This window comes from Kordia sp. (assembly GCF_045105435.1).
In the GTDB taxonomy this organism is placed as follows: Bacteria; Bacteroidota; Bacteroidia; order Flavobacteriales; family Flavobacteriaceae; genus Kordia.
In genome coordinates this window covers 1-6,397 of sequence record NZ_JBGCDL010000368.1, presented here as the reverse complement: position 1 = coordinate 6,397, position 6,397 = coordinate 1, and the positions used below count along the sequence as shown (strand labels likewise).

Here is a 6,397-nt window from a genome sequence, read left to right as displayed (position 1 = left end):
GATCGGTATGAATGGTTTTTAGAAAAAGCTACCGAAATCGGAATTGATACGATTACGCCAATTATTTGCGATCGATCGGAACGAAAAGTGATAAAGGCTGAACGTTTTAAAAAAATTATGCAATCGGCAACCAAACAATCGTTGAGCGCTTATTTTCCAAAGTTGAAACCTGCAATTTCATTTTCGAGCTTTATTAGTACTCATAAAGATGAACAATTGTTTATTGCGCATTGCGAAGAAGACAAGAAACAATCTTTAAAAGAAGTAATCGAAATCCAAAAAGATGTGACGATTTTAATTGGTCCTGAAGGCGATTTTTCTACAAAAGAAATCGCGCTTGCGCTAGAAAATAAGTATATTCCTGTGACATTAGGTAATACACGTTTACGCACGGAAACTGCTGCAATTGTAGCGTGCCATTCGGTGGCGTTTTTGAATGAGGAGTAGTTTTTTTATGTGTCACTGCGAGGAGTTTACGACGTGGCAGTCTGTTTGTCATAGAGCAGAATTGTGATTTGAAGTCACAGATTACTTTACTACATTCGCAATGACGTATCGTCTAAAGTACTAAGGTGAAGCGATCCACATTTCGACTCCGCTCAATGTTCGTATATTTCCAAAAGCGCTCGCACTAAGCCTGTCGAAGCGAAGCAATCCTAAAATTCCAATTTTCCCGCACTCAAAATATCTTTCTGATCGTTTTCTAAGATTAAAAACACACGCAATGCATCATTTTTAGTGACTATTTTCGGAATATCAATTGTGTAATTTCCTTTTTTATTGACTTCCGTCAGATAGTTCTCGTTGACAACTATATTATGATTTTTTAAGGTTCTTCTGGCATTTTCGCCACGTTTAACTTCGGTTGTACGTTCTTGTATTGCCAAGACAACTCGCGCTTTGGTAGCCGCAATGTTTCCGTCAATTTTGTAATTAAACTTGATGTTTTTTGCTGAGTTCTCTATCGCGCCAAGCAAAATAGTATATTGAGAAGACTTCTTTTTGTATTCTTTTATTTTTGCGTACATTTTAGTTTGGTTTGAACCTACAAAATGCTCTTTTCCATTCACAATAACTGCTGGCGTGTACACTTGATTGTCTCTAAATTTTCGCGCATACGAACGTTGTTTTTTTGTAAATGCTGATTGACTAAACGGATCTTTCCAGCCAATATAATTCCAGTAATCAACATGGTATGATAAGGTAAATATATTTTCGTTTTTAAATTCTGTCTGTACTTTTTCCAACAAAGCGTCTGCACTCGGACAACTAGAACAACCTTGTGATGTAAATAGTTCTAAAACGACTACAGCATTCTGTTTTTTATTGACCAAATTCGTGAAAGAAGCTAAAAATACGAGTGTAAAAAGTGAAAGTGTTATTAAATATTTTCGTTTCATAATCTTAAAGTTTACCTTGCAGTACATAAGACGTTTTTACATGAAGAAGCTTACGTTATTTTTATTTTTATTGAGTTTTTCGTTGGTACAATCTCAAGACATTGCCATTTTAAAATATGCTGGCGGCGGCGATTGGTATTCAAATCCGACTGCTTTGCCAAATTTGATTCAGTTTTGCAATCAAAATATAAATACGGCAATGAAAGCCAAACCCGAAACGGTTGAAGTTGGCAGTACCGATTTGTTTCAATATCCGTTTGTACACATGACAGGACATGGAAATGTTTTCTTTTCAGAAGATGATGCCGAAAACCTGCGCAAGTACTTAACTTCTGGTGGTTTTTTGCATATTGATGATAATTACGGAATGAATAAATACATTCGAAAAGAGTTGAAAAAAGTCTTTCCAAATCAAGAATTAAAAGAAATTCCAGCTACACATCCAATTTTTAAGCAACCCTATTCCTTCCCGAAAGGATTGCCAAAAATTCATGAACATGATGGTTTGCGTCCGCAAGCTATGGGATTATTTTATGAAAATAGATTGGTATTATTGTTTACGTTTGAAAGCGATTTAGGCGATGGTTGGGAAAATAAAGAAATCCACAACGACTCTGATGAAGTTCGCCTGAAAGCTTTGCAAATGGGCGCTAATATTGTGCATTATGCTTTTAAAAACTAATTATTTATGAAACTCGGTTATTATTGTGCTTCACATTCGTGTGGCAAACTTAATTACTTGAAAGTGGCTTCTAACAACAGGTATGACTTGAAAGATGAAATTGGGATAGAATTCAATGAACGCTGTAAACACTGTGGAAAACATACCAAAAAACACATCAATCGCCTTCATGGTGAGGTAAATAACACAATTATTATATTTTTTGTAATTATTGCTATGATTGCAACAGTTATTTTATGGAATATTGGTCTTATTGCTGGAGCAGTCACATTCGGAATTCCGTTATTTGTATGGCAATACGAGTTAAAAAAAGTTTCTGATTTTAATAAATTAATGGTTGATTAAGTAAATGTCACAACTCACACATTATACGACAAACTTCGAGAAGCAGACATTTCCTATTACTTTAGTGTCCGATCAAGTATCAAATGCGCCAAATATTGGTTCGTTGTTTCGTATTTGTGATGCTTTTGGTGTGGAGAAAATTATTTTTTGTGGTGATAACATTCCTGTGTTTGGCAGAAAAATGACCAAAACCTCACGTGCTACTGAAAAAGTAGTTCCGTTTGAGATTACAAAAGATATTCATCCTGTGATTTCAAAATTACAAGAAGAAAAGTATACGATTATTTCGTTGGAAATTACCGAAGACAGCAAATCTATTCACACACTCGATTTCTCGAAACTTGAAAAAATTGCTTTAGTTATTGGTGATGAAAATTTTGGTGTCAACCCAGAAACCATCTACGAATCGGATATTGTGACACATATTGACATGTTTGGACAAAACAGCAGTATGAACGTTGTACAAGCAACCAATATTGTGCTCTACGAGATTACGCGACAACTTATGCTTGCAAACTAATTTTATTGTATTAATTTTAAGGTCTAACTCTCGAAAATGACTTCAAATACTATTGCCAACGGAATTTTAAAAGCTTTAGGAATTACTATTGGTATTCTTTTAGTGCTTTATTTTCTCTTTAAAATTCAAGTTGTCATTATTTATATTGCGATTGCTGCAGTTGTTACTTTGATTGGGCGACCTATCATTCAGTTTTTGAAAAAACGCTTGAAGTTTAAAAATACTTTAGCGGTTATTTTTACCATGTTTTTAATGATTAGTTTATTGGTTGGTTTAATCGCTTTATTTATTCCACTTATAGAAGATCAAGGAGAAAAACTATCATTACTCAATAACGAAGAGCTACAAGGAAAAGTAGAAGGTTTATACGATCAAATTACGGGGTATTTATCGTTAGATTCTGAATCACTTAAAGATTCTAAAATCTTCTCAAAAGTTGATTTCAGTCTTATTCCAAGCTTTTTTAGTTCGTTGATAAGCGGCTTAGGAAATTTTAGTATGGGACTTCTTTCTGTGCTTTTTATTTCATTTTTTTTACTGAAAGACAGCCAATTGCTTCAAGATAGCGTGATGATTTTAGTTCCGAATACTAAAGAAAAAAGATGGGCGCGTTCTTTTGAAAAAATCAAAGATTTACTATCTAGGTATTTTGTAGGACTTGTGTTTCAGATTCTAATTCTATTTATAATTTACACAATTGCTTTGTTAATTTTTAGAATTGATAACGCTATTGTGATTGCCTTTTTATGCGCATTACTTAATTTAATTCCCTACGTTGGGCCAATGTTTAGCGGTGTATTAATGATGCTTTTATGCATGATTAGCAAACTAGAAACTGACGCAAGTGGCGAATTAATTAATAATTTTAGTGATGTTATTTTACCAAATACAATTGGCGTGATGGTCTTCTTTATCATTGCACAATTGATCGATAACTTTTTGAGTCAGCCATTAATATTTTCAAACTCTGTAAAATCGCATCCGCTAGAAATTTTCCTAGTCATAATTATTTGGGGAATTTTGTTCGGAATTATCGGAATGGTTGTCGCAATTCCTTCGTATACTGTATTGAAAGTAATTTTAAAAGAGTTTCTTTCCGAAAATAAAATTGTTCAATCAATTACTAAAGACTTGTAACTTTTGAATTTAGCTTTACTACAACCCAAAATTCAACAATTTATAAATGATCATTTAAAAGCTGATCCCACAAAACTATTGCTCAAACACAAAGAAGTTTCAGGCATTCCATTTGCAGAAATCATTGAGCAAATACAAGCAAAAATACGATGTGAGAAAAAATTACCTGCTTGGTTTGCTACAGAAAATATCTATTTTCCTAACAAGCTCAATATTGAACAAACCTCATCAGAACAAACCGCAAATTACAAAGCGACATTACTGCAAGGAAACTCTTTAATTGACCTAACAGGTGGTTTTGGTGTCGATTGTTACGCATTTTCAAAACAATTTCAAAAAGTAACACATTGTGAAATTTCGTCACAACTTTCTGAAATTGTAACATATAATTACAACATTCTTGGTATTGATACCATAGAAACGATCAATACGGATGGAATTGAATATTTGAAAGAAACATCACAAAAGTACGATTGTATTTATATTGATCCTTCACGAAGAAATGATATAAAAGGAAAGGTGTTTTTATTGGAAGATTGTTTGCCTGATGTTGTTTCACATCAAGAATTATTATACACAAAAGCGAATACAATTTTAATCAAAACTTCGCCGCTATTAGATATTACAAATGGTTTGCGCGCTTTAAAACATGTCAAAGAAATTCATGTGGTAGCTGTTCAAAATGAAGTCAAAGAATTATTGTGGTTGATTGATACAAAAAGTAACACCGAAAATATTTCGATTAAAACGATCAATCTTACGAATAAGGCACAAATGTTTTTTAATTTTCAACTATCAGAAGAAAAACAACTAACAATAAATTACGGAGAACCTAAAAAATATGTGTACGAACCCAATGCTGCTATTATGAAAGCTGGCGGATTTTCGAGTATTGCAAAGGCATTTCAGCTCGAAAAACTGCATCCACACTCACATTTGTACACATCTGATACGCTTATTGATTTTCCAGGAAGACGTTTTCAAATTCAAAAAATAATCCCTTTTAATAAGAAGGTTTTCAAAAAAGAACTAAATTTATCCAAAGCAAATATTACTACACGCAATTTTCCTGTCTCTGTAGCAACAATTCGCAAAAAATTAACACTTGCTGATGGTGGAAGTGATTTTCTATTCGCAACTACCTTATTATCAGAAAACAAAGCGATTCTACACTGCTTAAAAGTGTAAGAAAAACTTCAAAAAAATCGCTTTTACGGTTTTACCGTAGCTTTTATAATACGCGACCTTATCTCATACTTAAGACTTCTTCCTACATTTGAATATGCAATACAGTTTTAGGGATTTAGGGGAATCCACTATACTTTGGGGAACTTTGGGAAAAGTTCCCCTTACTTCTTTTATAGGGTTATCTGATTAAAAAATTACGCACTTTCAAGTATTTCCTTTCATTTAGTGTGTTTTGTCGAAAAAAAAATAACCTTTCAACGAATCAACCATTTTTGTAAGATTGCAAAATTAGTATGACAATCTGTATTCATAAATTTGCTCATACTTTTTAGGTAACTAGTATATAACGATACTTAAAGCCGTGTCTTCTAAAGATACGGTCTTTTTGTTTTTATATCTTTTCAAAGTCCATTCCTTACTGCAATAAATTTAAAAAAATGATTTTTTTACCGTAGATATTTCCTACATATCAACACATTAATCGATAAAATGTGGAGTTTATAGAAAGATATCGCAATTATACGTGATTGTCTCTCATATTCAATAGTTTTACTCGCGAAAAGCTTTTTAACCCTATCATGCTTTAAACAACTAATACTCGATTTCAAAAGCTTATGCATCGTTTTTTAAGCCAAAACAGCATTAAAGTTTTTAACTAAACAGCAAATAAAAATTCGACATCGAATTTTTACCAGGTTGTATGCAAATACAGCCGTCATGAAGGGAGGTTTATGGTAGGGCCTCCCTTTTTTTATTTCACAAATTGTTGATCTACAATTTTTAATCTCTCATCTTCTTTTTTCTTATCTATTGTAAAAATTTAACACGAACTATTTCTTTAAACCAAAAACATATTCTAATATTGCAATATGGGAATAACTAAAACAATCGGCTTTTCAGAAGCAGTAAATACAATGTCGGACGTATTGAAAGCACTCGGACATCCTGCGCGTTTGTCAATTATGCAGTATTTGGCAAAAAGCCCTTCTTGTATTTGCAATGATATTGTGATGGAATTGCCTCTCGCCCAACCTACAATTTCTAGACATTTGTCAGAATTAAAAAAAGTTGGATTGATTCAAGGTGAAATTTCAGGAAAAAATATTTGCTATTGCATCAATCTCC

8 protein-coding genes are annotated in these 6,397 nt (G+C 32.9%); 7 read left to right on the top strand and 1 reads right to left on the bottom strand.

Annotated features, from left to right (window positions below; translation table 11 throughout):
- Positions 1 to 447: RsmE family RNA methyltransferase (locus tag AB8B65_RS18580; RefSeq protein ID WP_405302784.1), on the top strand; the 447-nt coding region annotated here is incomplete at its 5' end.
- Between the two features lie 209 nt (positions 448 to 656).
- Here AB8B65_RS18580 and AB8B65_RS18575 read toward each other — a convergent pair.
- On the bottom strand, positions 657 to 1,400 hold the full coding sequence (locus AB8B65_RS18575; protein WP_405302783.1) for a DUF1223 domain-containing protein: 744 nt from the start codon (positions 1,398 to 1,400) through the stop codon (positions 657 to 659).
- A gap of 40 nt (positions 1,401 to 1,440) precedes the next feature.
- On the opposite strand from AB8B65_RS18575, the gene AB8B65_RS18570 reads away from it, so the two are divergent.
- From AB8B65_RS18570 to AB8B65_RS18545, 6 genes are all read left to right on the top strand, one after another.
- Positions 1,441 to 2,082: a DUF4159 domain-containing protein gene (locus AB8B65_RS18570; RefSeq protein ID WP_405302782.1), complete on the top strand. Its 642-nt coding sequence runs from the start codon at positions 1,441 to 1,443 to the stop codon at positions 2,080 to 2,082.
- 6 nt (positions 2,083 to 2,088) lie between these two features.
- Entirely contained in the window at positions 2,089 to 2,427 is a 339-nt protein-coding gene (locus AB8B65_RS18565; RefSeq protein ID WP_405302781.1) for a hypothetical protein, read from the top strand.
- 4 nt (positions 2,428 to 2,431) lie between these two features.
- Positions 2,432 to 2,947, top strand: coding sequence for a TrmH family RNA methyltransferase (locus AB8B65_RS18560; RefSeq protein WP_405302780.1), 516 nt, complete (start codon positions 2,432 to 2,434; stop codon positions 2,945 to 2,947).
- A gap of 36 nt (positions 2,948 to 2,983) precedes the next feature.
- Entirely contained in the window at positions 2,984 to 4,084 is a 1,101-nt protein-coding gene (locus AB8B65_RS18555; RefSeq protein WP_405302779.1) for an AI-2E family transporter, read from the top strand.
- Positions 4,085 to 4,087: 3 nt separating this feature from the next.
- A complete protein-coding gene (locus AB8B65_RS18550) occupies positions 4,088 to 5,272 on the top strand; it encodes a THUMP-like domain-containing protein (RefSeq protein ID WP_405302778.1) in 1,185 nt (394 codons plus the stop codon).
- Positions 5,273 to 6,141: 869 nt separating this feature from the next.
- Positions 6,142 to 6,397 (top strand): ArsR/SmtB family transcription factor (locus tag AB8B65_RS18545; RefSeq protein ID WP_405302777.1); only part of this gene is annotated, 256 nt, incomplete at its 3' end.